This window comes from Mesorhizobium sp. CA13 (assembly GCF_020165235.1).
GTDB lineage: Bacteria > Pseudomonadota > Alphaproteobacteria > Rhizobiales > Rhizobiaceae > Mesorhizobium.
Window position 1 is genome coordinate 108802 of sequence record NZ_JAIUHS010000014.1, and the last position, 25912, is coordinate 134713.

General features: G+C 61.7%; 28 protein-coding genes and 2 pseudogenes. 11 read left to right on the top strand and 19 right to left on the bottom strand.

Features of this window, described 5'->3' with window-relative positions; genetic code table 11:
* Positions 1–25: 25 nt before the first annotated feature.
* Positions 26–277: a hypothetical protein gene (locus tag LB566_RS25605; protein WP_181172576.1), complete on the bottom strand. Its 252-nt coding sequence runs from the start codon at positions 275–277 to the stop codon at positions 26–28.
* Between LB566_RS25605 and LB566_RS25610 the strand changes: the two genes are divergently transcribed.
* Both LB566_RS25610 and LB566_RS25615 read left to right on the top strand, forming a co-directional pair.
* The gene (locus LB566_RS25610; RefSeq protein WP_140552443.1) at positions 276–1169 is read left to right on the top strand and encodes an NAD(P)/FAD-dependent oxidoreductase; all 894 of its coding nucleotides are present in this window, start codon (positions 276–278) and stop codon (positions 1167–1169) included. The genes LB566_RS25605 and LB566_RS25610 overlap by 2 nt on opposite strands.
* A gap of 46 nt (positions 1170–1215) precedes the next feature.
* Positions 1216–1605, top strand: a pseudogene (locus tag LB566_RS25615) (LysR substrate-binding domain-containing protein); the annotation flags it as partial.
* 267 nt (positions 1606–1872) lie between these two features.
* Here LB566_RS25615 and LB566_RS25620 read toward each other — a convergent pair.
* On the bottom strand, positions 1873–2451 hold the full coding sequence (locus tag LB566_RS25620) for a TetR/AcrR family transcriptional regulator (protein WP_140552444.1): 579 nt from the start codon (positions 2449–2451) through the stop codon (positions 1873–1875).
* Positions 2452–2557: 106 nt separating this feature from the next.
* On the opposite strand from LB566_RS25620, the pseudogene LB566_RS25625 reads away from it, so the two are divergent.
* From LB566_RS25625 to LB566_RS25645, 5 genes and pseudogenes are all read left to right on the top strand, one after another.
* Positions 2558–3205, top strand: a pseudogene (locus LB566_RS25625) (NADPH-dependent F420 reductase); the annotation flags it as partial.
* A gap of 46 nt (positions 3206–3251) precedes the next feature.
* On the top strand, positions 3252–4205 hold the full coding sequence (locus tag LB566_RS25630) for an SDR family oxidoreductase (RefSeq protein ID WP_140552446.1): 954 nt from the start codon (positions 3252–3254) through the stop codon (positions 4203–4205).
* Between the two features lie 73 nt (positions 4206–4278).
* A complete protein-coding gene (locus tag LB566_RS25635; protein WP_140552447.1) occupies positions 4279–4899 on the top strand; it encodes an NADPH-dependent F420 reductase in 621 nt (206 codons plus the stop codon).
* A 306-nt stretch (positions 4900–5205) separates the two neighbouring features.
* Positions 5206–6297: an IS5 family transposase gene (locus tag LB566_RS25640; protein WP_224628492.1), complete on the top strand. Its 1092-nt coding sequence runs from the start codon at positions 5206–5208 to the stop codon at positions 6295–6297.
* Positions 6294–6641 carry a hypothetical protein gene (locus LB566_RS25645; protein ID WP_224628493.1) on the top strand — a complete coding sequence of 116 codons (348 nt, stop codon included), beginning with the start codon at positions 6294–6296 and terminating at the stop codon, positions 6639–6641. Before LB566_RS25640 ends, LB566_RS25645 begins: the two co-directional genes overlap by 4 nt.
* A gap of 107 nt (positions 6642–6748) precedes the next feature.
* On the opposite strand, the gene LB566_RS25650 is transcribed toward LB566_RS25645, so the two are convergent.
* Entirely contained in the window at positions 6749–7351 is a 603-nt protein-coding gene (locus tag LB566_RS25650; protein WP_224628495.1) for an NADPH-dependent F420 reductase, read from the bottom strand.
* Positions 7352–7438: 87 nt separating this feature from the next.
* Entirely contained in the window at positions 7439–8173 is a 735-nt protein-coding gene (locus LB566_RS25655; RefSeq protein ID WP_224628497.1) for an SDR family NAD(P)-dependent oxidoreductase, read from the bottom strand.
* Positions 8174–8450: 277 nt separating this feature from the next.
* Here LB566_RS25655 and LB566_RS25660 point away from each other — a divergent pair, with 277 nt between their 5' ends.
* Both LB566_RS25660 and LB566_RS25665 read left to right on the top strand, forming a co-directional pair.
* The gene (locus LB566_RS25660; protein ID WP_224628499.1) at positions 8451–9347 is read left to right on the top strand and encodes a LysR family transcriptional regulator; all 897 of its coding nucleotides are present in this window, start codon (positions 8451–8453) and stop codon (positions 9345–9347) included.
* Between the two features lie 24 nt (positions 9348–9371).
* Positions 9372–10037 (top strand): GNAT family N-acetyltransferase, encoded by a 666-nt coding sequence (locus LB566_RS25665; protein WP_224628500.1) that lies wholly within the window; start codon positions 9372–9374, stop codon positions 10035–10037.
* Positions 10038–10187: 150 nt separating this feature from the next.
* On the opposite strand, the gene LB566_RS25670 is transcribed toward LB566_RS25665, so the two are convergent.
* Positions 10188–11021, bottom strand: coding sequence for a hypothetical protein (locus tag LB566_RS25670; protein ID WP_224628502.1), 834 nt, complete (start codon positions 11019–11021; stop codon positions 10188–10190).
* Positions 11022–11581: 560 nt separating this feature from the next.
* Between LB566_RS25670 and folP the strand changes: the two genes are divergently transcribed.
* Positions 11582–12358, top strand: coding sequence for a dihydropteroate synthase (gene folP, locus LB566_RS25675; RefSeq protein WP_263498365.1), 777 nt, complete (start codon positions 11582–11584; stop codon positions 12356–12358).
* A 9-nt stretch (positions 12359–12367) separates the two neighbouring features.
* Here the strand turns inward: folP and pqqE are convergent, their stop codons facing one another.
* The 8 genes from pqqE to LB566_RS25715 form a co-directional block, all read right to left on the bottom strand.
* Entirely contained in the window at positions 12368–13489 is a 1122-nt protein-coding gene (pqqE, locus tag LB566_RS25680; RefSeq protein WP_224628505.1) for a pyrroloquinoline quinone biosynthesis protein PqqE, read from the bottom strand.
* A complete protein-coding gene (gene pqqD, locus LB566_RS25685) occupies positions 13486–13782 on the bottom strand; it encodes a pyrroloquinoline quinone biosynthesis peptide chaperone PqqD (protein ID WP_224628506.1) in 297 nt (98 codons plus the stop codon). The genes pqqE and pqqD overlap by 4 nt, the downstream gene beginning before the upstream one ends.
* Positions 13779–14537, bottom strand: coding sequence for a pyrroloquinoline-quinone synthase PqqC (pqqC, locus tag LB566_RS25690; protein ID WP_140498254.1), 759 nt, complete (start codon positions 14535–14537; stop codon positions 13779–13781). Before pqqC ends, pqqD begins: the two co-directional genes overlap by 4 nt.
* Positions 14534–15472 (bottom strand): pyrroloquinoline quinone biosynthesis protein PqqB, encoded by a 939-nt coding sequence (pqqB, locus tag LB566_RS25695; RefSeq protein ID WP_224628507.1) that lies wholly within the window; start codon positions 15470–15472, stop codon positions 14534–14536. The genes pqqC and pqqB overlap by 4 nt, the downstream gene beginning before the upstream one ends.
* A gap of 413 nt (positions 15473–15885) precedes the next feature.
* Positions 15886–16446 (bottom strand): PQQ-dependent catabolism-associated CXXCW motif protein, encoded by a 561-nt coding sequence (locus LB566_RS25700; protein ID WP_224628508.1) that lies wholly within the window; start codon positions 16444–16446, stop codon positions 15886–15888.
* A complete protein-coding gene (locus tag LB566_RS25705; protein WP_224628509.1) occupies positions 16443–17336 on the bottom strand; it encodes a substrate-binding domain-containing protein in 894 nt (297 codons plus the stop codon). Before LB566_RS25705 ends, LB566_RS25700 begins: the two co-directional genes overlap by 4 nt.
* Positions 17308–17832 (bottom strand): c-type cytochrome, methanol metabolism-related, encoded by a 525-nt coding sequence (locus LB566_RS25710; RefSeq protein ID WP_140515133.1) that lies wholly within the window; start codon positions 17830–17832, stop codon positions 17308–17310. The genes LB566_RS25705 and LB566_RS25710 overlap by 29 nt, the downstream gene beginning before the upstream one ends.
* A 175-nt stretch (positions 17833–18007) precedes the next feature.
* Complete coding sequence (locus LB566_RS25715) at positions 18008–19783, bottom strand: methanol/ethanol family PQQ-dependent dehydrogenase (RefSeq protein WP_319023031.1); 1776 nt, start codon at positions 19781–19783, stop codon at positions 18008–18010.
* Positions 19784–20595: 812 nt separating this feature from the next.
* Here LB566_RS25715 and LB566_RS25720 point away from each other — a divergent pair.
* Positions 20596–20949, top strand: a complete 354-nt coding sequence (locus LB566_RS25720) for a hypothetical protein (protein WP_224628511.1) — start codon at positions 20596–20598, stop codon at positions 20947–20949.
* A 52-nt stretch (positions 20950–21001) separates the two neighbouring features.
* On the opposite strand, the gene LB566_RS25725 is transcribed toward LB566_RS25720, so the two are convergent.
* From LB566_RS25725 to LB566_RS25750, 6 genes are all read right to left on the bottom strand, one after another.
* The gene (locus LB566_RS25725) at positions 21002–22030 is read right to left on the bottom strand and encodes a quinoprotein dehydrogenase-associated SoxYZ-like carrier (RefSeq protein ID WP_224628513.1); all 1029 of its coding nucleotides are present in this window, start codon (positions 22028–22030) and stop codon (positions 21002–21004) included.
* Complete coding sequence (locus LB566_RS25730; protein WP_224628515.1) at positions 21984–22955, bottom strand: quinoprotein relay system zinc metallohydrolase 2; 972 nt, start codon at positions 22953–22955, stop codon at positions 21984–21986. The genes LB566_RS25725 and LB566_RS25730 overlap by 47 nt, the downstream gene beginning before the upstream one ends.
* A gap of 35 nt (positions 22956–22990) precedes the next feature.
* Positions 22991–23731, bottom strand: a complete 741-nt coding sequence (locus tag LB566_RS25735) for an ABC transporter ATP-binding protein (RefSeq protein WP_140552511.1) — start codon at positions 23729–23731, stop codon at positions 22991–22993.
* Positions 23700–24446, bottom strand: a complete 747-nt coding sequence (locus tag LB566_RS25740; protein WP_411910516.1) for an ABC transporter permease — start codon at positions 24444–24446, stop codon at positions 23700–23702. The genes LB566_RS25735 and LB566_RS25740 overlap by 32 nt, the downstream gene beginning before the upstream one ends.
* A 77-nt stretch (positions 24447–24523) precedes the next feature.
* On the bottom strand, positions 24524–25510 hold the full coding sequence (locus tag LB566_RS25745; RefSeq protein ID WP_224628518.1) for an ABC transporter substrate-binding protein: 987 nt from the start codon (positions 25508–25510) through the stop codon (positions 24524–24526).
* Between the two features lie 31 nt (positions 25511–25541).
* A complete protein-coding gene (locus LB566_RS25750) occupies positions 25542–25751 on the bottom strand; it encodes a hypothetical protein (RefSeq protein ID WP_140552462.1) in 210 nt (69 codons plus the stop codon).
* Positions 25752–25912 lie beyond the last annotated feature (161 nt).

The following is a 25912-nucleotide window of genomic DNA, read 5'->3' on the forward strand; positions in this document are numbered from 1 at the left end:
ATTCCAGTACTTGACAGTATCCTAATTATTGCATTACGATACCATGTAGTATCTGAAATGTGCAAGCCGATGGGTAGGTGTCCTCCAAATCAAGTTTCCTCGGGCCGCCCGGCGATATCGATGCGGCATTGTCCGGCCGGCCAAAACAGTGATGGGCGACTTTCTCGTCGATGCCGAAGCCCTGCTCGCTGCCCGTCTCGAGCGCGTATCGCTGGACGATATTTCGCGCCAGGCCCAGCCCCAACCCCTCCATCCGCAACACGGAGCCCATCATCATGGATGACGTCATCATCATCGGCGGCAGCTTTGCCGGTCTCGCCGGCGCCCTGCAGCTCGGCCGTGCCCGCCGCAAGGTCACCGTTCTCGATACCGGCCTGCCGCGCAACCGCTTCGCCGGCCATTCGCATGGCCTGCTCGGCCACGATCACAAGCCACCGCTGGACATCCTGGCCGAGGCGCGGCAGCAACTGGCGCGTTATCCCACGATCAGGCTGGTCAATGCCCGGGCCGACAGCGTCTCCGGTGCCATCGACGATTTCTCCGTCCTCACTGGCGATGGCGAAAGCCTTGCGGCGCGCCGCCTGATCCTGAGCTATGGCATCGCCGACCAGATGCCTGATGTTCCGGGCTTTGCCGAAGGCTGGGGCACGTCCATCGTGCCCTGCCCCTATTGTGACGGCTTTGAAGTCGCCGGCCGGCATTGGGGCCTCGTCTGGTCCGGCCCGCAGTCGCCCAATCATGTCAGGCTGTTCCACGATTGGACCGACACGTTGACGCTCTTTGCCGATGGTCACGACATTCCCCCCGATGTCCGGGCTGATCTGGCGCGCCGCAACATACCTGTCGTCGATGGCCGGATCACCGGGATCGCCCATCCCGGGGGCCATATCGCCACCGTCAATCTCGATACCGGCCGCAATGTCGCGGTCGACATCCTGTTCGCCCATCCGCGTAACAAGCCCTCCGCAAGCCTGCATGAATCACTGGGCCTCGCTACGGTCGATACGCCCGGCGGCATCGCCCTCAAGGTCGACGAGCGCCGCGAAACCAGCATGCCCGGCATCTACGCCGCCGGCGACCTCGCCACCCCCGGAATGCCCTCGGTCACCACGGCATCATGGCAAGGCGCCATGGCAGGCATCTTCGCCCAACAGTCGATGCTGGTTTGAGAGCACAGATTCCCTTCTCCGGTTACCGCGGACAATCATATTCTGACTGGCCGCATGGCATGCGGGCGCGCCTGATCCCATCCGGTGGATCGTCATAAGCATTCATGGAATTCCGGACTGGGCCGGCGAGGGCGAGGTTCGCACCACGGGGGTTCCATTCAGGACCACGGACGCCGAGGCGCAGATCGTTGCTGTACGGCAAGGGCTCGGGATCACGACACTGCCGTGCTTCGTCGGAGATGCCGACCCCCTGCTGGTGAGGGTGCCGGACACCGACCTGCACATGTACGGAACGCTCTGGCTTCTCACGCAGGAGGAGACACGCAAGACGAAGCGCGTGCGGCTCTTCACGGAATTCGTATCCCGCAGGCTCGCGGCGTACGCTCCGCTTCTCGCGGGACTGTCCATATCGCGCGACCGACGCTTGGCGGGTTGACGGCGACGCTTGCCATAATCCGGTCGAAAGCCGAGCTGCGTCCGCTTGAAGCAGCGCCGTTCAATTCGCGAATGTTGCGCGCAACCGGCGCGAGGGCCACGCTACCGACGCGACGGACTTCACCATCGCTGACGGCCTCTGTGCGCGGGGACCAGTCTGCGTCAGCTGCTACGGCTGGAACAAGGTGGACCCATTTATGGACGGATGGCGCTCAGCCGGTTTTTCGCCTGCTTCCGGGCGACGATCGACTATCCGATGCTATCGAATTCACCGCGTCGCCTTTTTGACGTCCTTGCTCGACGGGTTCGCCAGGATGGCGCCCGTAATGATGCGAAAGAGATGATCGGCCCGCAGCGCAAATGAGGGTTGGTCGACCACCCAGCCGAGCGCCGTCATCAGGGCGAACAGGTCATCCCCATTCATGTCGGGCCGCGCCGCGCCTTCGGCCTGTGCGCGGACCAGCAGTCGCGCGCTCGCCGAGTGCACCGCAGCGCATGAAGCATAAAGAGCGGAGTCCGGGTTCGTGTGGGCGGCGGCCATCATGGCGACGACGCCCCTGTAGCTTTGGGCGAACACCAACCATTCCTGGAACCAGGAGATGAGTGCCTGGTCAGGTGAGTTCGACGTTTCGAGTTCATCTGCCTTCTGCGTCAGTGCGTCCAGATTCGTACACAGTAGCGCCTCGAACAGGGCTTCTCGCGTCGGGAAATGACGAAGCAGTGTGGCTAGCCCGACCTCGGCTCGACGGGCGATATCGCGCATCGATGCGTCGGCGCCGTGCTGGGTGACGACCTCGCGCGCGACCGCAAGGATGTGGCTGTAATTTTTTTTGGCGTCGGCTCGCATAGTTCACCTTGACAATCGGATCAGTGATCCAGATATACGGATCACTGATCCATAAGTATATGGAGCCGAAGGCGCTTTCCGGCAACCCGAAAAGCGAAGTCATGGGAACACGAACATGAGCACTATCAGCATCATCGGGTCAGGCGGTATGGCCGCAGCGATCGGCGGCCTTGCCGCCGCCAAGGCCGGACACGCCGTCCAGGTGATGAGCCGCGACGCCGCCAAGGCGCGGGCGCTGGCCGAGCAGGTTGGAGCCGGCGCGACGACCGGAACATTTGGCGCCGCCCCGGTCGGGGACATCGTCATCCTGGCGGTTCCTTATTCGGCCGTTCTCGACGTGGTGAAGCAGTACGGCAAAGCACTGGCAGGCAAGCTCCTCGTCGACATCACCAACCCCATCAACTCCGACTTCACGGGTTTCCTGACTCCTGAAGACAGTTTCGGCGCGCAGGAGATCGCCAAGGTTGCTCCTGCAAATGCCACTATCGTCAAGGCGTTCAACACCCAGAACGCCCATGTCCTGGCTGCCGGCCCGATCGGGGGCCATCCATTGGACGTGTTCATCGCCGGGGACGATGCTCAGGCTAAGGCGCGCGTCTCGGCGTTCATCGACAGCCTCGGACTGCGCCCGATGGATGCCGGGCGGCTGATTATGGCGCGGACGCTGGAGCACGCCTGCATGCTGTGGCTGGGCCTCATGACCCGCTCCATCAAACACACCAACTTCTCAATCCGCGTCAGCCTCCTCGGCTGAGCCCGCGGCACCACGCCTCGCATCACATTACCCAAGGAGCAGCAGTATGCGCGTTTTAGTTACTGGCGGGACCGGCCATATCGGTTCGCACATCATTCCCGAGCTCATCGCGTCCGGCCATGAGGTCATTGGCCTGGCCCGGTCGGACACGTCCGCGACTGCGGTGTCGGCGCTCGGCGCCAAGGTACGTCGCGGAGATATCACCGACCTCGACAAGCTCAAGGCCGCGGCGGCGGAGTCCGACGGCGTCATCCACGTCGCACACCGGCAAGACCTGCTGCCCTCTGGCGGGATCGACGCCGTGGCCGCCGCGGAGCTCCAGATCATGCTCGCCTACGGCGAGGCGCTGGCGGGGACCGGAAAGCCGCTCGTCGTCTCGGGGAGCATCGGCTCGCCGGGGTGGGAAGGCCTGGGCCGGCCAGCCACCGAGGAAGATCCGGCTCTTCCCGGCGGCGAAGCATACAAGGGCACCCTGCGGGTTCGTAACGCCGTGGAGCTCGCCGTGATCGGCCTCGCGGAGCGGGGCGTGCGGTCTTCGGTCGTCCGAATTCCTCCCATCGCGCACAGCACGACCGATGCCGGCTTCCTCCAGCTGCTGATCGGTCTCGCGAAGGAGAAGGGCGTTATCGGTTACCCCGGTGACGGCGCGAACCTCTGGCCAGCCGTGCATGCCCGCGACCTGGCCTCCCTGTTCCGCCTGGCGCTGGAGAAGGGGCCGGCTGGCAAAACTTGGCACGGGATTGAGGGCGACGGCATCCGGTTCCGCGAGATCGCTGAGGCCATTGGCACCCGTATGGGCGTGCCCGCCGTGCCCATCCCTGCGGACGTACTGATGTTGCCGGGCTTCTTCGGCTTTCTCGCGAATTTGGTCACGCTGGACCTTCCGGCGTCCAACGCCATCACCCGCCGGACTCTCGGCTGGCATCCAGTTCAGCCGGGCCTGATCGAGGACCTCGACAACGGCCATTACTTCCCGGCGGGCCATATCGCGACCCCGTAATTCGTCAAACCAACAAACGGGATCCCCCTTTTAGAAACTACCAGCAATACCCCCACTCAATAGGAGACAGCACATGAGCATTATCAGCATCATTGGCTCTGGAACCATGGCTGCCGCGATCGCGGGCCGTACCGCCAAGGCCGGACACACTGTCGAGGTGGTCGGCCGCGACCCCGCCAAGGCGCGGGCGCTCGCCGACCAACTTGGAGCCGGAGCGACCACTGGGATATACGGAGCCGCCCCCGCGGGCGATATCGTCATCCTCGCCGTGCCGTACAGCGGTGCAGCGGCGGCTGTGGCCGACTTTGGGAAAGCGCTCGATGGCAAGGTGATCGTCGACATCGCCAACCCGGTTGCCCCCGACCTCTCGGGCCTCGTCACGCCCCACGGCAGTTCTGGCGCGCAGGAGAGCGCAAAGGGCCTCCCCGCCGGCGCGCATGTTGTGAAGGCGTTCAACACGATCTTTGGTCACGTGCTTGCGAAGGGTGGACGCCTCGACGCGTTCATCGCAGCCGACGATGCGGAGGCGAAAGCGCGCGTCTCGACGTTCCTCGAAAGTCTCGGGCTGCGTCCGCTCGACGTGGGCGGCTTGCACATGGCCCAGACGCTGGAGGCGCTCGGTTTGATGATGATTGGCCTCGCCAAAAATGGCGCCGGCACCTGGGACTTCGCCATGAACGTCGATATCGGCTGAATCACCGACATCAGCCCTCATGCAGCTGGTCAGGGATCATTAGACTGACCGCGATACTTCCGCCCTTTGGGACGTCGCCCAGCAACCAGGTGCCTTTTCGCGCCGCCGCATGGCATCGCTGCCGGCGCAATCGGTTAGTCCGCAGCCCAAAGCTCTACGACCAATTGCGGCCGCCGCATGGCGCACGCTTGACCGCCCCCGCTCTTCGAACGGCGCCTATACGCCGCTAGCAGGCCGTTGAAAAAGTCACTCGCCGCCGAGCCATGAGCGTGATTCATTGGCTTCGAAGGGATTCGGAGGTGAAGGGTGCGCGGCGGCGACGATCGAACTGGCGAGTTGTTCAGCTACGTGGACCATGAGGCGCGGGTGCGACGAGATCATCCGCTGCGGGCCATTCGTGCGATCGTGAACGAGGCGCTGTCGGCGCTGGAGGGGGAGTTCGCGGCGCTGTATTCGTCGATCGGGTGGCCATCGATCCCGCCCGAGAAGCTGCTCAGAGCGATGCTGTTGCAGGCATTCTATTCGATCCGCTCGGAGCGGCTTTTGATGGAGCGGCTGGAATACGATCTCTTATTCCGCTGGTTCGTCGGCATCGGCGTCGACGATGCGGCATGGAACCCTTCAGTGTTCTCGAAGAATCGTGACCGGCTGCTGGAAGGCGACGTCGCGGCGAAGTTCCTGGCGGCGGTCTTGGCACAGCCCAAGGTGAAGAAACTTCTGTCGACGGACCACTTCTCGGTCGACGGCACGCTGATTGAGGCTTGGGCCTCGATGAAGAGCGTCAAAGTGAAGGACGGTTCGGACGAGCCACCGGCGCAAGGCGATGGGCGCAACACCGAAGCAGACTTCCATAGCCGGAAGCGATCGAACGACACGCATGTCTCGACTGCCGATCGGGACGCCAGGCTATACCGCAAGGGCAAAGGCAAAGAGACCAAGCTGTGCTTCATGGGGCATGAGCTGATGGAGAACCGCCATGGTCTGCTGGTCGATGCCTGCCTGACGCTGGCCGACGGACATGCCGAGCGGGTGGCTGCGCTGCACATCATCGAGCCTCGTGCCGACCGGCCGGCCGCGGTCACGCTCGGCGCCGACAAGGCCTATGACGCCGAGGACTTCGTCAACCAGTTGCGCTCGATGCGGGTGACACCGCACGTGGCGCAGAACACGAACGGGCGAAGTTCGGCGATCGATCGCCGCACGACCCGGCACGGCGGCTATTCCGTCAGCCAGTGTATCCGCAAGCGGATCGAGGAAGCTTTCGGTTGGATCAAGACGGTCGCCGGGCAGCCGAAGACCAAGTTGCGCGGTCGCGACCGCGTTGGGTGCGCCTTCACCTTCGCGGCTGCCGCCTACAACCTAGTGCGGCTGCCCAAGCTTGTGGCGGTGCCGATATGACTGTGGCCGCAGGCTGCCAGTTGATCGGCCGCTGGCGCATCGTCGAAGCCGATCTGTGGGATCGCAGTTACCTAGACCTCGGCGGCCCCGCCATGATCACCATTGGCGGCGACAACAATGGCGAGATCGCCTTTGGCGTCCTGCAAGCCGGCCTCGACCTCATCTACAGCCCGTCGATGGTTCACTTCACATGGGCCGGATGTGACGAGATGGACGAAGTCACAGGCGACGGCCACGCCGAACTGCTCGACGACGGCTCGATCGAAATCACATTCACCTACCACAACGGCGACGAGGCCATCCTCAAGGCTATACGGCAGACTTCTTCAACAGCAGCCTGCTAGGCCCCCCAGCTTCGCGACCTTGTGGTCTTCAAATATTTGATCGCGCGCTGCTCGAAGAGGTTAGCGCGCGACCAGTTCTCGGCGTCGATCACGCGGTCGTAGATCGATTACTGCTCCTTCTTGAACAAATCCTGGAAGATGAGGTGGCCCCAAATGCGGCCGCGTGCCTGCACCAGCGCGCCACCCTCGTCGAGCTTTCCCAGCTTGACGGGGGCAAACCCGAGTTGTTTGGCCAGGGCCGCCACGGGGGCGGTCGCGTCCTCGTCGTCACCAGACAGGAAGACGACCCGGTAGCCGCCCTCGACGATCGGATCGGCAGCCAGCGTGGCCGCAGCAAGGTGATTGAACCCTTTGACGAGCTTGGCGCCGGTGAACGCCTTCGCGACGAAGGCTGAGGACGGAAGATCGTCCAGTTCTTCGGGGAGAACTCCAAAAGTGTTCATCGCGTCGATGACCGTCTTGCCTTCCCAGTTCGGCAGGGCCTTCGCGACCTCGCGATGCTCCCAGAACGGGACCGCCAAGATGATTGTGTCGGCCTCGAGCGCATCCCGCAGCGACTTGGCGATGACCGTGGGTCCAATCGCCCGAGCCTGCGGCGCCAATGCCTCGGGCGGCCGGCGGCTCGCCACGGCCACCTTGATGTTCTTACGGGCGAAGGCGTGGGCGAGGGCCTGGCCTATTTTACCGAATCCTACAATTGCGTAGCTCATAATGCTTCTCCGATCCGTGTTGATGTCGATTCCCGGCCCTCAACGGCGCTGGTCAATTGAATGGAGTGACCGGCCGGGCGTGGCGCCTCAGAGTTGCGCAAGGCCGCCGTCGACGGCGACCTCGCTGGCGGTCATGAAGCTGCTGTCCGACGATGCGAGAAAGGCGGCGACGGCCCCGATCTCCGCCGGATCGGCCATTCGCTGGAGCGGCGTCATCGCGGCGAAGACCTTCTGGCCCTCCTCGCCCAGCGCTTCCTTCGCGAGTTCGGTCGCGGTCGCCCCGGGCGATAGCACGTTGACGCGGATGCCGGTGCCCTTCAGGTCCTCCGCCCAAGTCCGCGCGAGGTTGCGCACTGCGGCCTTGCTAGCGCTGTAGGCGCTCATTGCCGCGGCGCCGGTAGTGCCGGCGCTCGATCCGGTCAGGATTATGGAACCGCCCTGGCCCATCAGCGGCAGCGCCTTCTGGACAGTGAAGATCGTACCCTTCACATTGGTGTCGAAGGTTTCGTCAATGTGCTCGGCGGTGATCTTGCCGAGCGCAAGCTGGCTTCCCGCCCCGGCATTGGCGAAGACGATGTCGAGGGTTCCGCGCTCGGCCTTCACCGTCGCGTAGAGTCGGTCGAGGTCGGCCTCATCCGAGACCGAGCCCGTCACCGCGCGGGCATTGGGCCCGAGCTCGGCCAGAGCCGCGTCGAGCGTTTCCTGCCGGCGGCCGAAGATGAAGACGAAAGCCCCCTCCTCGATGAAGCGCTTTGCTGCAGCGCGGCCAATGCCGGTAGCGCCGCCCGTGATGACTGCAACCTTACCGTTTAACTTTCCCATGACTTTTCCTTCCAGGCTCTGCCTTTGATCGTTCGGGAAGAACCCCGAGAGCCTGGAAATAAGTCTGCAGGGGTCAGGCGTTGAGTGCGGAAGTGCGCACATCGGTGGTGCAAAATCGATCCGGTCGGAGGACTGCCGCCAGTCGCGACGAATCGGTGTCCGTCGTTCGGAACTGGGCCGCGCTCGTCGACATAAGCTATGATAACCGCCCACACTGCTGTACGACTGCGTTGGATACGGGCTTTGGAAAGCGCACCGCGCGGTGCGGGATCGCGCCATGATCGACTGGGATGATGTTCGCTATTTTCTGGCCGTGGCGCGCGGAGGCTCGGTGCGGGCTGCCGGCGAGCGCCTCGGTGTGAACCACTCGACCGTGCTGCGACGCGTTGCACAGCTCGAGGAACGCCTCGGGGCGCAGATGTTCGAAAAGCTGCCTTCGGGCTACCGCCTCACGGCTGCGGGCGAGGAGGTGCTCGAGCTCGCGAACCAGATGGAAGCGTCGTCGCACCAGTTGGAGACACGTGTCTTCGGGCGCGACCAGAGCGTGCGCGGGCTTCTGCGGGTGACATTGGCTCCGACCCTCGCGACACACCTGCTCATGCCGGATTTCGCCGAGTTCGCGCGTCTGCATCCGGACATCGAGATGGACGTCTTATCGTCCGGGGAGCTGGCAAACCTGACCAACCGAGAGGCCGACGTGGCGATCCGCGTCGTCTATGACCGCAAAACCCTGCCGCTCAATCTTCACGGCCTGAAGGGGCCGGAGTTGTTCGGCGGCGTCTATATGTCCCGCGATCGACTGGCCGCCTGGCATGCGGGCGCGCCTGATCCCATCCGGTGGATCGTCATAAGTATTCATGGAATTCCGGACTGGGCCCGCGAGGGCGAGGTTCGCACCACCGGGGTTCCATTCAGGACCACGGACGCCGAGGCGCAGATCGTTGCTGTACGGCAAGGGCTCGGGATCACGACACTGCCGTGCTTCGTCGGAGATGCCGACCCCCTGCTGGTGAGGGTGCCGGGCACCGAACTGCACATGTACGGAACGCTCTGGCTTCTCACGCAGGGGGAGACACGCAAGACGAAGCGCGTGCGGCTCTTCACGGAATTCGTATCCCGCAGGCTCGCCGCGTACGCTCCGCTTCTCGCGGGGCTGTCCATATCGCGCGACTGACGCTTGGCGGGTTGACGGCCTGCCTTGCCGAAGGCTTTCTGGGGGGGGTGCCGGCTGGTTCATGATCGCCGCTTTCCGGCTATCATTGGCACCGCCTCAGGTGAAAATGCTTCGATGGAAACTATCCGATTTCCCAAGCTCACGACACCAAGGCTCGTGCTTCGAGCGCCGAGAAAACGGGATATCCCGGCATGGTTTGCGCGCGCGACGGATGTCGAATCCGCCTCTCTTGCCGGCGATCCTGTTCCCGACGACATAAGCGCGGGCGAGCGATGGTTCGCCCGTTCGCGTCAGCGGTTCGCTGACGGTACAGCGATCCAGTGGTCCATAGATGAAGTAGGAGTTTCGGAAGCGATCGGGACAATAACCCTTTCCTTCGACGCAACCGACGCCAAGGCAGCTGCATTGGGATTTGTGCTCGCGCGTGCGCATTGGGGGCACGGACTGGGCAGCGAGGCGGCGCACGAAGTTCTCCGCTACGCTTTCGAAACTCTGGCGCTTGAACGGGTGACGGCCGAAGCGGCGGCGCGCAATTTTGCCTCGGTGCGGATATTTGCGAAGCTCGGATTCAAACATGTCGAGAGCTTCATCGATGAGTCCGACGGCGAGCGTTGCGAGCGCTTTACGCTCGACCGAGACATCGGGCCGTCACTGTTGGCGAGCAACGCGATGCCGGACTTCCCGGCTTGAGCCATCGCAGGCCGGAATTCGCCGTGCGCAGGACGCCCGGTCATCGCCCGCCACGGATAAGCTAGCAGTTGGACAATAATGGCCAGCGGAACGATCCCGCCATTTCCGTGGACAAGACCAACGGCTGGACGCGATCGATCGAGTGCAAGATCAGTTGGTGCTGGCGGTGAACCCGCACTGCTTCTGCTCCATATCGATCTGCTTCGTGATGCGGACGGCGTTCTGTGCGTAGGCTTCCGTCACGGAGCCACTGTTCACGGTCTTGTCCTTCAGCGGACTCACGCCTGCGCAGAGGTGGAAAACATGCGGCTCGGTGGATTTCGCGGCTCCGTTTTCGGGCGCGATCCAGTAGACGACGTCCTGCCCTGCGGGGTGGCTCGCGTCCTTCGTCGCCGCCGCCACCGCGGCGGTGTCCGCCGCGATCGCCTGCGCCTGAGCGGCGACGTCGGGCGAACAGGCGGTGGTGGGCTGCCCCGACTTGATCTGGGCTGCGCATGCGTTCATGTCCTGGGTGTATTGTTCGACCGACGGGGGTTTGAAACTGATCCCCATGACCGTCGCGAGCACGGCCAGCGCAGCACCGACGCCGCCGGCAACCTTCTTTGTCCGTGGATCCATGTTTTTGTCGGTGAGGATCAGGAAAACCAGCGGGAGGAAGGCAATCAGCGTGATGATTGCGCCGAGCTGGTTTTGGAAGAAGAACCTGGCCGTGTCGGATGCGCGGGCCGGATCGTGCCTGTTGGCCGCCTTCCACAGCAAGTTGCCGGCGATTGCGAAAATCGCGATGCCGACCAGAAGGCCGATGATCAGCGGCAGGTGTGCCTGGTCGAACTTGTTCTGGCGAAGTAGCATAATCCCGTAGATCTCGCCGCCAATGGCGACAATCCACGAGAGTGCGGCGAAAAGGCGAAGACGTGTGGCGGAGGACTTCTGGCCCTGCGTCGCCTGCCAATCCTTGGTAACGTCTGGCTTGTTGTCGGTCATGGACCAGATCCCCCGATATCGACACTTATGCGGGTGGCATTACCCGCCTGCGCAGCCTCGTTGAACGTACATTACCTGCCTTAGCGACGCGACGACAATGTGAGCGCCACGGCAGGCCTCATCCTCATACATATTGCGCATGAGTGAAGCCGTCCATACCCACGAAGGCAGACGCCTACCAGGCGACGGCTCCGTGGTCTCTGGCCCGAACTGACGACACCAGCCGAAAATCGAAATTGCCATCCCGCGGGTTCCTCCCTCGGAACGTTTTCGCACACCTGCGGTGCCCGAACATTGGCTTTTCGCATTGCGGGGTTATGATAAGCCTAGGCAAGCCGAAAGATCGAATAAGACACGAATTCCGCAATGACGATGACCACGACACCAACCGCGGTATTGCGTGGCACGGAGGTCAGCATCCCTCGCGAGAATGCACCCGGCAGACTATGTCCGCGCGATCACCATGGAGGCATGGCGTCGATGCTTGCCGCGCTCGCCGGATGAACCGTTGGCAACTTGCTCATGGACGCTATCTCGATCTTGGTGCGAGATCGTTGTTGATGGGGATCTTGAACGTTACGCCGGACAGTTTTTCCGACGGGGGAGAATTCGATCGGCCGGAGCGGGCACTCGAACAGGCCCGGCGTATGATCGGCGAGGGCGCGGCGATCATTGACGTCGGGGGCGAGTCGACCAGGCCCGGCGCCGGCAGCGTTTCGGCGCTTGAGGAACAATCGCGTATCCTCCCGATCATCGAGGCGCTGTCGTCCGACGGCAACAGCATCGTCTCGGTTGATACCTATCGGGCCGAGACGGCGCGTCTCGCGGTCGCGGCGGGCGCACATATCGTCAACGACGTACATGGCCTGCAGCGCGAACCCGACATCGCGCACGTCGCGGCGGAAACCGGCGCTGGCCTTGTCATCATGCACACCGGGCGCGACCGGGAAAAATTGGCGGATGTAATCGCCGACCAGTTCCTGTTCCTGAACAGATCGCTGGAGATCGCGCGCAACGCCGGCATCCCGAACGACCGCATCGTGCTGGACCCAGGCTTCGCTTTCGCCAAGAGCGGAGAGGAGAACCTTGAACTCATGGCTCGCTTCGGCGAATTGCGCGCTCTTGGTTTTCCATGGCTCGTCGGCACCTCGCGCAAGCGCCTTGCCCATCACCTGGTCGGCGAAAGCGACCAAGGGCGGGACGTTGGCACAGCGGCAACCAGCGTCATCCTGCGGTTGAAGGGTGCTTCGATTTTTCGTGTGCACAATGTCGGGATCAATCGCGATGCCCTGGCTTTCGCCGACGCAGTGCGCGAGCGCGACAATACGGCGGAATGAAAGAACCTGTCAGGCGGGCTCGGTCACGACGCCGATACGCCGGTAGGTGAATGGTTCGTCCTCCGAAGAAACTGTCGCGGTGCGCTTGGCTTCGTCGATCAGCATCGCCATGCGCGCGTGGATCGGCGACTTCGCGCAAGCCGGATCCGTTGCGGCGGCATCGCCGGCGATTGCCATCGCCTGACAGCGGCAACCGCCCCAGTCGATCTCGCGCCGTTCACAGCTGCGACAGGGTTCCTGCATCCAGTCCGTGCCGCGGAAGGCATTGAACGCCGGCGAATCGGCCCAGATCGAGGATAGGGTGTGTGGTTTGAAACGCTCGAAGCTGAGCGACGGGATCGTCTGCGCGGCATGGCACGGCAACACTGTGCCGTCAGGCGCCACCATGAACGCGTCACGCGCCCAGCCACCCATGCACGGTTTGGGGTAGATTGCGAAATAGTCCGGTGTCACGAAATCGATGTTGATAATGCCGGCCAGCCGCTCGCGTGCTTCCGCGACGATCTCCGCCTGCCGGTCGACTGCTGCACGCTCGGGCATCAGCTGATCGCGATTTATCAAAGCCCAGCCAGCGTACTGGACGTTGGCGATCTCGAGCCTCTCCGCGTCCAGCGAAAGCGCAAGATCGATGAAATCCGGCACCTCCTCGATGTTATGGCGATGGATCGGCGCGTTGATGGTGAGAGGCAAGCCGGCAGCTCGCGCGCGGCGTGCCGTCTCCAGCTTCTTGTCGTGGCTGCCTTTGTGGTTGCCGATGCGTTCGGTGGTCGCCGGCCGCGCGCCCTGAAAGCTCAATTGCAGATGGTCGAGCCCGGCTTCGGCAAATGCTTCGATGCGACCCTCGGCGATGCCGACGCCAGCGGTAATCAGATTGGTGTAGACGCCGCGCGCTGAAAGTCCGGCGATCAATTGCTCCAGGTCGCGGCGCAGCGTCGGCTCACCGCCGGATAGATGCACCTGCAGAACACCGAGATCGGCGGCCTCCGAGAACAGGCTGAGCCAGGTCTGTGTGTCGAGTTCGCGATTGGCCTTCTGCAATTCGAGCGGATTGGAACAATAAGGGCATTGCAACGGGCAGCGATGTGTCAGTTCCGCCAGCATGCCGATAGGAGGGAGGAGGGGCGTGCTCATAGCTTCACCAGCAGCTTGTCCGACCACTCTTGTAGGAAGGCGATGACGTCGGCCGCCACGGCCTCCTCCTCGGCCTCATAATCCGTGGCAAGGCCGGCGATGATTTCGCCGACCGTGGACCGTCCGTCGCAGCGCCGCAATATGTCGAGGCTGATATCGTTCGGCCAGAATATTCTCTCCGGTGAAAGCACGGCGAATGCCTGCCGCACGGAATCGTACTGTATGCGCACATGCTTCGGCAGGAAGGGTACCGATCGCAGGGACACCAAGGCTCTTTCGCGCAGCGTCATCATGGGGCTGCCTCGGGGCGGAAGGCGCCGGGCGGTATATTTCCCGGTTCGCCATAGGCGTGTTGAAGCGCATCAAGCATGGCCCAGAGTATATCGCATTTGAACACCAGCGCATCTATTGCCTGCTGCTGGCGTTCCGCCGTATCGGCATGGCTGAGCACGTAGGTGAGGGCGAAGTCGGCGTCGCGCGAGGCTTGTTCGGGTCGTTGCTTGAAATAGGCCAGCGTATCCTCGGTGATATAATCGTATTTGGCCAGCATCGCCGGCACGCGCTCGCCGATGATAAGCGGTGAGAACATCTCGGTCAGCGACGACGCGACCGCCTCGAACAGCGTCCGGTTGGTGCAAAAGGAGAGGTAGGCCCCCACGGCGAACCGTGTCGCCGGCAGTGCCAGCCTTTCGCTCTTCACGGCCTCGGCGTCCAGGCCGAGCGAGGTTGCCAGATGCAGCCAGCGCGCGATACCGCCGCTCCAGCCGTCCTCCCCGTCATGGTCTTCGATACGTTTGCGCCAGGCGGCGCGAAACGCCGGATCCTCGGCATGTGCGAGGATCATGGCATCCTTGCGCGGGATGACAGCCTGGTAGCAATAACGGTTCAGCGCCCAGGCCTTCATCTCGGCCTTCGACAGCGCGCCGCTGGTCATCCTGTGATGGAAGGGATGATGATTGTGGTAGCGTTCGGCGCCGACCTGCCTCAGCACGGCTTCGAGATCGCTCGTGGACAGGCCGCCTTTGGCCGCATCGCGGAAATCGTTCAAAATTCCATCTCCATGCCGTCGCCTGCGACCTCCCATCCTGCCGCCTTGACTGCCGCGTGTTCGGCCGAATTCTCGTCAAGGATCGGATTGGTGTTGTTGATATGGACGAAGACGCGGCGGCCCAGCCTCACATCGGCCAGGCCGGCGATCGAACCCGCGTCTCCCGAAATCGCCAGATGTCCCATGCGCGCGCCGGTTTTCTGACCGACGCCGGCGACGATCATCTCGTCGTCGGTGTAGACCGTGCCATCGAACAGAAGACAGGCTGCATCGCAAAGACGGGCGCGCAGCCTCGCATCGATGCGCGCGCAGCCTGGAATGTAGAAGACAGAATCGCGGCTGCCGATACTCGCAATTCGGACTCCAATCGTGTCACCGGCGTCGAAGCTGAAATTGGCATCTGGATGGTCTTTGTCCTCAAGATAGAGTGCTATCTTTCCGGGCACCGGAAAGCTCTCGATCATCACGCCGGTCTCGCTGCCTTCGGCATCGCAGATGACCAATTCTTTCGCTGTCGGCAGGATGCGCCGCGGCACGACCGCCGGATCGAGAACGTTGAAAATCGAATTCGCCTCCAGCGTCGCCAGAACCTGCGCCGTTGCGTAGATGGCGAAAGGCTGCCGCTCGCGCAGGCTGAGCAGTCCGGCGATATGATCGACATCGGCATTGGTCAGCACCACCGCGCGGATAGGGGTCGAGCGCAGCGGCGCGTCGCCCGCAGGTTGCAACTCAGGGGTTGCCGCGATCTGCTGGCGAATGTCGGGAGAGGCATTGAAAAGAACCCATCCGACCCCATCCGCCGAGGCGATGACACTTGATTGGGTTCGTGAATGCACGCCAGCCATCCCGGAGCGGGCCGCGCGACTGAGACGATAATTGCAATTCCATTGCGGAAAGCCGCCGCCTGCCGCCGATCCGATGATCCTCAAATGCATGAAAATGCCCGCCCCGCGGCTTCTCTGACCAGCAGGCAATTTGCAGCCCTGAAAAGTGCCGCGCGCGCCCTACACGCGTCAAAACCTTTCGCCAAAACCCATGCGGGGATGCGTGCCCCTGTTGCCAGGGACACGCACCTCTGCGGCCTACCTCTTGGGAGTAATTTCGGCAGGCAGATACCGGGAAATTTCCATGCCCGCGGCAACCTGGCACATGGTCGGTTTTTTCCAGTTCTTCTTCATGACATTTCTCCTCTTATACCAGTCCGAAGGGACCGATCCCTGTTGTTAGCCAACCATTGCAGGGCACCAAAGCAATGGCTCGTCCATCACGTCTCAAAATGGACAAACGAAAAAGTAGGTTTTGAAAAATCGAAAAGCAAAATTACCGGGAATAATTGCATAACATTCCTTCAATTGTTCGTTTCATACGGTTTTTTCACCTCCAGCGGAAGATTTGCACCTTCCCATCCATCAGCACCGAGTGGATACCAGATTACCGAACTGTAGCCCCACTCGATCGCCCGTTTGGCGGCATTCCAGGACATCCAGCAATTCGTCATGCAATAGAACAGAATCGCTCGCGATTTGTCCGTGCCGGCCTTGGCTTCGAGGCCTTGGCGAAAATAGCTGGTGGTCTCCTGCGAAATAGCGCCGTATCCCACGTTGGCCAGCCATGTACTGCCTGGAATGTCCTTTCTAACCTTGTCTCTCCATATCGTTCCTGCCGGCAAATTGGTCGGCTTGGGCGTGTTCGGCATCACGTCGAAGAAGACTGCTTTCTTCGCTCGCCACAGCGCTTCAGCTTCCGCCGTCGTCACCACCCTGGCGCCTCGCAGCGTCGGCGGCACCGGCGCCCGATAGTCATCCATCCGGTACCCGCTGGGTTCGGCAATCTCGCCAGCGCGCGTCGGTTCGGCCAGACCCATAAGGCTCGCAGCGACCAGCAAAAAAACAGCCTCCTTTCCCTTCATTGGGTGATCGGATTGTCGTGTTCATCGATCAGCGGCACATTGTAACTCAGCAGGAGCCTGTTGATCTCCGCCTGGTTTTCCCTGATCACCCGGTTGAGCGTCCGCTTCCATTCCTGGTCGGACGGACGTACGCCCATGGTGATGCGGTAAGACATGCGCGAGCCGGTTTTTTCCTTTAGCAGCGGAACAACCGCCACATCGGCTCCAAGTTGCTTGGCATAGTAGCCTGCCATCGGTCCCCACAGGACCGCCGCGTCGATCTTGTGGGCCAGCATGTCCTTGATCATGACCTCTCCCATGGAGGGGGTGACACGCGTATCCACTGCAAGCGGATAGATCTTGGCGGTCCGCAGAAGCTTGTTGGCGGCCATATTGGCGGTTGGCGGCGTGCGCTCGACAACCCCGATCGTCTTGCCCGTGAGTTTGGGATCCTCGATCGTTTCGACGCCTTCCATATCGTTGCCTTTCGGGTAGACCAGCACATAGGCGGAGCGATAGTAAGCGTTGGTGTTCTGCACCAGTTCATCGCCTTGGGCATAGCCCATGATGATGTCGCATTGGTTGGCCCCGAGCGTGTTGCGAACGAAGCCGGTGACAAGTGGAAACCAGGTGTAGGCGACGGACTTCCGTCCGGTTTTCGCGGCTACCAGTTCGGCAAGTTTGTTTTCGAAGCCTTCGCCGCTCTTGTCGGTGAAGGGCATATTCGAAGGATCGGCGCAGACGCGCAGAATGTCGGGATCGACCAGTTCTCCCGCCGCGCCGAGGCCGGCGCCTTGCGCCTGCGCGTTCGATGGCAACAAGGCCAGCGCGCCGAGGATCGGCAGAACGACGCGCAGTTTCGATGCCCCGCAGCCGTTCATGTCATCCGCCCATGCAGGATGCTTCGGCATCCTTCGCCGCCTGCGGCTTGTCTTCGTGCTTGGGCGGCCTGCCGCGTGGCGCCGCACCATCGGCGCGCGCGCGCAGGTAGACATAGAGATCGTCCAGGTAGCAATAGACGTTCTTGTTGTCGCCAAAGGCAGGCATGACGTTTTCCTTGCCGCCGCCGACATTCTTGCGGCCCTCGGCGACGATCGAGAGGAACGTGGCGTAGTCCATGGTTTTCAAGCTGTTGACCAGGGCCGGCGCATAGCTCGAACCTGTCGCATCCTGTCCGTGACAGACATGGCAATCGGAGTGATACCGGCGGTAGCCGCTGAACGTGTACCAGTCGACGGTTCCGTTCTCGATCTTGTAGGTCGGATTTCCATCCGCATCCAAATACTTGCCGCCTTCTTGCTTCACCGCCTTGGCTTTTTCCATGCTGTCCTCGGCCCACGCCACGCCTGAGCTTGCCAGAGGCAGCAGAGCCAGGACGAAAGCCGAAATTACAATGCGAACGGACATTCAGACGCTTCCTTCATTTGCCGTGGACACGGTTTTGCTGTCGTGGCCGGCATTGATCGGTGTGTTGGGGGTGCAACCGCATCGAGAGCCCGGCCATGGTTTCGGATGATCCGGGCTCTCGTTTTCATGCCTCCGGTCCAACAAGACCTGAGGCGTGCTTAAGGTTCCCCGCCCGTCAGTCCGGGAGACCGAAGACGGTGAGCTGACCGCCCAGCGTCGTATAGTCGGCAAGTGCCGCATAGCCGCCGACGGCACCCAGGCCAGCGGTACCAACGACCGCGGACTGATCGCCTTGCGCACGGCCCTGATCGACGGCGCCATGCCAGGCAGCGGCGTTGTCAGGCGAAAGCAGACCGCCTGCCAGACCGATGCCTGCCCACCCGCCGACGCCGGACAGAACGGCGATGTACTGCTTGCCGTCATGTTCGTACGTGGTGATGTTGCCGATGATGCCGGACGGGGTCTTGAACTTGTAAAGTTCCTTGCCGTCCTTATCGACCGCCTTGATGTAGCCTTCGAGCGTACCATAGAAGACGACGTCGCCATCTGTCGCCAACGCGCCTGACCACACGGAGAACTTCTCAGGCTTCGACCAGACGATCTCGCCCTTGGCCGCATCCCAGGCAATGAAGTTGCCCATGCTGCCGTCGCCGCCAGGTGCCGGGTACATCGACACTGTCGCGCCAACATAAGGCTGACCGGCGGTGTAGCTTACCTTGTAAGGCTCATAGTCCATGCAGACATGGTTGGTCGGGACATAGAACAGGCCGGTTTTCGGCGAATAGGCAGCCGGTTGCTGATCCTTCGTTCCAAGTGCCGCCGGGCAAATACCCGTCGAGTTGGTGTCTTCGCCGTTCTGCTGGGTCGAATATTTCGCCACGACCTGCGGGCGACCATACTGTTCGCTCTTTGGGTCCATGACGACTTCCGTCGCCCAGTTCACCGCTGGATCGTATTTCTTGGCGACGAGAAGCTCGCCGGTGGCGCGATCCATGGTGTAGGCGAAACCATTACGATCGAAATGCACCAGCACGTCGTGTTTGGCGCCATTGACCTCCATGCCATCGACGAGGATCATCTCGTTGATGCCATCATAGTCCCATTCGTCATGCGGGGTCATCTGGTAGAGCCATTTGGCAACACCGGTATCGGCATCGCGGGCCATGATCGTCATTGACCAGCGGTTGTCGCCAGGCCGTTGGACCGGGTTCCACGTCGAGGGATTGCCGGTGCCGTAGTAGACCAGGTTCAGCTTGGGATCATAGGAATACCATCCCCATGTCGTGCCACCGCCCGTCTTCCATTGCTCGCCTTCCCAGGTGTTGGTGCCGGAATCCTTGCCTACCGGCTTGCCCAGCTGCGTGGTTTTCTCGGGATCGATCAGGGTGTCGGCGTCTGGACCTTCCGAATAGGCTTTCCAGGCAAGTTTGCCGTCTTTCAGATTGTAGGCGGCCAGCCAGCCGCGAACGCCGAATTCGGCGCCCGACACGCCGATGAGTACCTTATCCTTGACCACGACGGGGGCGGCCGTGCCGGATTCGCCTTTGCCGCCGTCGGTCATGTCGCCATTCTTGACCGACCAGACGACCTTGCCGGTCTTTGCATCGAGGGCGACGACCGTGGTGTCGGCCTGATTGAGAATGATCTTGCCGTCACCATAGGCAACACCGCGGTTGACCGTGTCGCAACACATGATCGGAATGACATTCGGATCCTGCTTGGGCTCGTATTTCCAGAGGATCTTCCCGTCATTCTTGAGGTCGAGCGCAAAGACATTGTTCGGGAAGGGCGTATGGACATACATCACATCGCCGATGATCAGCGGTCCACCCTCATGCCCGCGCAGCACGCCGGTGGAAAAGGTCCATTTGACCTGCAGGTTTTTCACATTATCCGCAGTAATCTGGTTGAGTTTGGAATAGCGGGTGTTGGCGTAGTCACCCGTCTGCATCGCCCAGTTCTTCGCATCCGAAGCGAGCTTTGCAAGATCCTCGTTAGCCGACGCCGTATAGGCCGCGCCGAGCGACAGAAACGCCGCAGTGGTTAGAATATACGTAGCTTTCGTAAGTACACGCATCCGAATTCCTCCCGGGGTTCACAGTGATGAATCGACTGTTAGGCCCACAAGGGCTCGCCCAAGCGATTCACGGGGGGGAAATATTTCCGGCAGCGTGTCACGACCTAAGCCAGATGTGCAGAGGGCACCGTTACTGCCCACCTCACTTTGGCCTACGAAAGACTGTCGCCGCTCCCTAATGACGGTGACGCCCTTGAAGCCGGAAACAGGGAAAGGCTATGTCATCCCAAAAGGCTAGGCAAGAAAAAAAGGCCTAGCGCATTGTTGCACCGCAATACTCTAAATGATGCACTGCAATATACAGAAATTGGCAGAACTACAAGCCTAATACGAAGTGTTTTACGCTCCCGTGGAGGCCGAGGACGGTATTAAAATAGTCTTGCTTTCGATATTTTGATTCTAATATACACTGAGGTTATTTGCTAATGTTTATCGATGCCCATCGTGGATGGCATGTAAAAAGTCTCGTCGTTCCCCGGTATTGAGCGAGATACGAAGCGGTCGTGGGAGCCTGGGCGCGGAGCCGGTCATCAAGTCGTCATGCACAGCTATCGCTCGTGGACAGCCCTTTCCTCCTTTGGTCGTATACGGAACCCATGGGTGCTTGACTGGCTTTACGGCGCGTTGCCAACTGGCACGCCGATCCCGTCCGGGCGCGTCGAACCCGGACCAACCGGAGGTTCCTCATGATCAGATATGTTGGATTTTCGACCTTGCCGCTGCTCTTCACCGCGACATTGGCCGTCGCAAACCCGGCGGGCGCTGCGGGAGACTATCCCACAGTAACGGTTGTCGACTACGTGCTCGGCTGCATGCGAACGAACGGCCAGACGCGTCAGGCTCTGGAAAGCTGTTCCTGCTCGATCGACGTCATTGCCTCGATCCTTCCCTACGACCACTATGAGACGGCTGAGACCTTCAAGAGCATGTCTTTGACAACGGGGGAAAACGCAGGGCTGTTTCGCGAAAGCGCACCGGCGAAGGCAGCCCGTACCGAGCTGAAGCGTGCGCAGTCGGAAGCCGACGTGCGTTGCTTCTAAAGATCAAGCGTGGCCATCGCGGTGGCAGTGCGGCATATCATATTTCGAGACTTCAGAGCCCCGTTTTCTCCAGCGGCCACTGATTGCGGAATACCTTGCCATCCGTATCGATCGCTTCGACCTGGATTTCACCATTGCCGTGCGCCGTGAAATCGAATCGGAAATTGGGGTCTTCCGAAATCGATATTCCACCTTCCATCGAGAGGATCGGCCGGCCGGCTTGCGAGATCGACAGCTTCTGAACAAAATGCGCGGGAATGAAATACTGTGTCAGTGGATCCCGCTGCAGGCCCGAATTGTTCGGGTGGCGGATCATCAACTGCAACTCCTCTGCCTTGCTCATCGTCTCCTGGGGTGGGAACTGGCGTAACTTCATCTGCCCCATCGTCGCCATGGCCTCGTCCTGGTTCTTGACCGCAGGGGCGGAGCAGCCGCCTGACGCCTTGACGAAGGTCTGAGCCATGTGGAGTTGGCCGCCTTGAGTCTCCGCTATGGCACGCAAATAGGAATAGTCGTTGACGCGCACGCGTGTCGACAGATGTGTCACGCCGGCGTCCTTGCCGATCTGGAACGTTGCCGCCACCGGCGCAGGATTGGCGTCGATGATCAAGGTCACGGATTTGATGCCGTCCGGTGCCCTGGCTGGGTCGACATAGATGTCGACAGGTACGATGGCGGCATCTTGCGCCCGCTTTGGCGCTTCGATCCTGACGACTCCGGTATCGATCAGAATAGCCCGGTCGCCGAACACGTCGCCTTTCAAGTCTTCCCAGATCTTCTCCGAAGAAGCCGTTGTTTGCTGTGCGTTCGCGGCTGAGGAGACGCCGAACAGCGTACCGATGGTCAAGATGATTGTGGACAGGAACGATGCAAGCGACAAGGCGAACTGCCTGCTCGCGTAAGCGTGATTTTGCATTTCGATGCCTCCACCAATGCAACAGAGGTGGTGCCCAGGCTGGCTTCTAGAATATGCCTTTGATGACGCGTTGGCAAATCGCCCCAATTCCATGATCTCTGGGGCATGTCGGTGTGGTTTATTCCCATTCGAGTTCAGCAAAAGCAGCCGTTGCGTTGCGCTCATTGTAGTCGTCGAACAGGTGCCATTTGCCCCGTTCGCTTCCGGCGGCGGTTTTGACGGCCTCTCGGAGCGGCGTCCCGTCGGCGATCGCCTTGCGGATATCGCGCGCCAGAATCTCGAAATAGCGTCGTTCTCCTGCCAGCGCCTGCGGCCAGTCGGCCGGTACCGGGCCATGACCCGCAACGACGCGCGCGGCGCCGATCGCCGCGAGCGCATCCATCTGGCGGAGCCAGCCAAGCAGCGATCCGTCGAGCGTCGGCAAGGAACCCATGAACACGAGATCGCCGGCAAAGAGCGTACTGGTCTCGGGGTCGAAGACGGTCAGGTCGTTGTCGGTGTGCGCAGCCTTCCATGCCCGCAGTTCGAGCATGGGCCCGCCGAGGTCGAGTTCCAGGCGATCGTCGACCAGCATCGCCGGCGAAACGATCTCGATTCCCTTCATGAGCGCTTCGCCGACCTGTTCGCGATAATTGTGCAGATAGAACGCGCCCCGCGCCTCGAGGGCACGCGGCAGATTGCGATGGCCAACGATGGTCGCGCCGATCTCCCGGAATGCCGCATTGCCGAAAATGTGGTCGGGATGCATGTGGGTGTTGATCAGGAAGCGAACCGGTTTTGCGGTTATCTTTCTGATCGCGGCGAGGAAGGCGTGCGCCTCGATCAGGCTGCCGCCACTGTCGATGACGGCAACCGCATCGGTGCCGACGACGACGCCCAGATTGCAGATCGCACCGTCGTTGGTTGCGGTCATCAATTCATCCACGCCCTGAAAGGCGAAGACGCCGTCGGCGATTTGGCGGACCGAAAACCGCAGGCTGCCGGCCGCGGCCAGGGCGGCTCGTCCGAGGCAGCATGGCAGCAAGGCGGCGCTGGCGGCGGTGCAGGCAAAGCCACTCATAACCCTGCGTCGTAGCCGATCAATCGACATCGGGTCCTCCGGTATGCATTTCGCCATCAGGGCGGTCAGGTGACGCCCGGAAATCTTTGACGGAACGACCGCAGAAGGTCGCTCATCACCTGTGAATTGCGGTGTTGGCGAGGCAGCCGCACATCGAACACGCCGAGCACATGTGCTGGTCGCGGCGCGAGCACGATGATGCGATCCGACAGCATCAGCGCCTCGCGTAGATCGTGCGTTATCATCAAGGCGGTCGTAGGCCGTGCCGACCACACCGACAGAAGCAGGTGACGAAGCCGCTCGGCGGTCCGGTGGTCGAGCGAGACAAAGGGTTCGTCCAGGACAAGCATCGCCGGCTCGGTAGCGAAGGCCCTGGCAAGCGCTGCCCTGCGCGCAAGGCCGAGTGACAGTTCCGCAGGATAGAGCGAGCGCATGCCGGCGAGGCCGAGAGTTTCAAACAGATCGTCGAGGTTCTTCGTTCTCAAGCTTTTCGGCAACGCCAGCCTGACATTCTGCTCCACCGTCCGCCACGGCAGCAAGATCGGCTCCTGGAACACGGCCGCGATGCGGTTGGAGCCTCCTTGCGGCAACTGGAAGGACCCGGAAAAATCCTTGTCCAACCCAAGCAGGATACGCAGCGTCGTGGTTTTGCCGCAGCCCGACGGCCCCAGCAAGCAGGCGAATTCGCCTTGCCGGACCTCGAAAGAAAGGTCCTGAAGCGCCGTGATCGAGACGCCTTGCGCGGACCTGAAAGTCTTTTCAGCGATATCGACCCTAAGCGGGACGACGGCGCCAACGGGTTGCATGTCGTTCAACGGGTTGCACCAGAAGAAGTTCGATGACGAGCATCACCGCCACGAAAGCCAGCGTGTAGGCAAGAATGGCGGCGACGTCGAAGAGCTGGAAATAGAGATGGATCTGGAAGCCGACGCCGGTGGAGCGGCCGAGCAGTTCGACGACCAGGACGATCTTCCAGATGAGGGCGATGCCGGATCGTGACGCAGCGGCAAGATAGGGTTGCAATTGCGGCAGCAGGATGTGGCGGATGCGATCGAGAGGGCCGAAGCGATAGACGGTGGCCATTTCGGCATAGCTCGGATCAAGCGCCCTGGCGCCCTCGCGCATCGTCACCACGACATTCGGGATTTTGTTCACGGCAACCGCGCCGATCGCCGCCGCCTCGTTGAGACCGAACCAGATGTAGCCGAGGACGATGACCACCAGCGCCGGGATGTTGAGGAACAGAATTACCCATGGATTGAAAAAGCGGTCGGCGCGACGATAGCTCCCGAGCAAAACGCCGATGACCGATCCGATGATCATCGCGACGATATATGCCGCGGCGACCCGGCCGAGGGTCGCGCCGAGATGATAGAAGAGGTCGCCGCTCGCAGCCTCCCTGAGGAGCACCTGCCAGACCTGTCCCGGCCCCGGGAGGGCACGGCTCCGCCAGACACTCGCCGCAAGGCTCCACAGCAGGCAAAGCCCGAGCAAGGAAACCGCCACGGTCAGAGCGGGCATCAGCGTTGTCGCCACCCTGGCTCGCCCGGACATGCTCGTCGGGGCACCTCGCGTGCCGTTGCTGGTTTCCGGTGCGGTCATTTTGCGCGGTCCTGCCAGAATGTGCCGGGCGCCATCTCGGGCGCGCTGCCGACCAGCTTCGCGCCACCGATCGCCGCCAGCACATGATAGAGCCTGCTGGCGTCGGCCGCTTCCTCGGCGACCGCCCGCCTGGGGATGCCCTGGCGGTAGCGGTCGCGCAGTTTTTCCAGTTCCTTGCCTTCCGCGCGAATGATCGGCGCCAGGCGTAGCCACTCCTCGTCGGATCTCGCCAGCAAGTCCTTGGCTTGCGCGGAGGCCCTGACGAAGCCCCCGGCGGCATCGGGGTTCTCGTTCGCCCATTGGTCATGGAAGACGTAACCGAGTGCCGACACAGGTCCCAAGGCGCCGAGCGCCCGCGCCGCATCGTTCACGCCGATCAATCGACGAAAGCCGTTGGCCTCGAGTCGGGCGCAGAAATGCCAGAAATTCAGCACCGCATCGAGTTCGCCCTGCATGGCCTTTTCCGAAATCAGCGGTGGCGCCCCAAAGATGATGTCGCTGCTTGCCAACAGGTCGATCCCGTAGTCGCGTCTGGTCAGGGCCTGTATCAGGAGCCAGCTCTTGTCGAGCGGACCACCGGCGACACCGATCTTCCTGTGCTTGAGGTCGGCGACCATCCGGATCGGCGACCCCTCCTTCACCATGATCGCCCCCACAGCGGTCGAATAGGGGGCCAATGTGAGGTCGCCGCCTTCCGACCGTTGGCGCGAGACCCACAGCCAGTCGGAGACGATCATGTCGATCGCACCGGCCAACAGCGCGACGTTGGTCGCGTCCTCCCCGGCGAAATCGATGATCTCCAGATCGATCCCGTTCGCCACATCGAATTTGTGTTGCCTCAGCGTGTCGAGTTCCCAACTCACGGTTCCAAATTTCAGGACGCCGATGCGAATCCTGGCTGCTGCAAAGACAGGCCTGGCGGCAAGAACAGCGACTGTGCCGAGAACTGCTAGACGCAGCGTGTTGCGCCGTGAAATCATCATGACACCTTCTCCCTGGGCTCCAGGACGTCAATCAGATCGCTCGTTCCTTGCTCGGAAATGCGCATTTCCAGCGCATGACCTTGAGGGTCGGGTGTTCCTGAGACCATTTCGCGATCTCGCTGGGCGCAAGGAACATGCATTGGAGCAGAGAGCCGCGGCTCTCGAAATAGAGGTGTTCGTCTCGGCAATTGCCCGGATTGGTGCTGAGGCACACCGTCAATATGAGATCGACCATATCCATTTAGCACCTCTTGCGCTCCGGGACGCCTGTCTCGACTGGTCCGGCCCAGTGAGGAGCCTGGACAGAATCGCCAGTTGCCGGATTCCCGAGGTGCCAGTGGAGAAACCGGAATGTGTTGAAGCTACGCATTCGCCCGATGGCCGTCAACAAAGACGAATACC